We start from the raw sequence: 876 nt of genomic DNA, 5'->3' as shown, positions 1-876 counted from the left end.
GGCGCACCTGTCGCGTGATTGGATTGGCGCGGAGCACGCTGCAATACCGCGCAGCGCCAAAGGATGATGAGGCGTTACGTCTGGCGATGATCCGATTGGCCAAACGGTATGGGCGCTACGGCTACCGCAAGGTCGCCGAGCTGCTGCGTGTCGAAGGCTGGGCAGTCAATCATAAAAAGATCGAACGACTATGGCGCGAAGAAGGCTTGCAGCTCCCACAACGGCACAAGAAACGCAAACGGCTGTACCACAAGGACAGCTCGATCATCCGGCTCCGACCGCAACATCCCAATCACATCTGGAGCATTGACTTTGTCCACGACAAGCTGAGCAACGGACAGAGCTACAAGATGCTGACGGTGCTGGATGAGTATACCCGTGAGGCGCTCTGCGTAGCGGTCAAGCCGAAGATGAACAGCGCAGACGTGCTGGATGCGCTCTACCCACTCTTATTGCGGCACGGGAAGCCCGAACACATCCGTTCCGACAACGGCGCGGAGTTCATCGCAACGGCCCTGCAGACCTGGTTAAGAAAGGTGGGCATTAAGCCGATCCAAATCTACCCGGGATCACCTTGGGAGAATGGATACAACGAGCGCTTCAATGGCACTCTGCGCCGGGAAGTCCTCAACGCAGAATGGTTCCACACCACCAAACAGGCTCAGATCGTCATCAATACCTGGCTTAGACAGTACAATCGTGTCAGACCCCATCAGGCTCTAAACATGCGACCGCCCGTTCCAGAAACCTTGCTCAAAACTGGCCCATAGAATTGGGGCTGGACAGGCGCACCTGTCGCGTGATTGGATTGGCGCGGAGCACGCTGCAATACCGCGCAGCGCCAAAGGATGATGAGGCGTTACGTCTGGCGATGAT

General features: G+C 57.0%; 1 protein-coding gene. It reads left to right on the top strand.

Annotation, left to right across the window (positions count from 1 at the left end):
* On the top strand, positions 1-770 hold a 770-nt coding region (locus tag ACR0AY_RS21160; protein ID WP_480454558.1), incomplete at its 5' end, for an IS3 family transposase.
* Positions 771-876 lie beyond the last annotated feature (106 nt).

The sequence above is a fragment of the Ruegeria sp. A5 genome (genome assembly GCF_056543005.1).
Note: the sequence above shows the minus strand (reverse complement) of the source record. Positions and strands in the feature narration are given on the sequence as shown.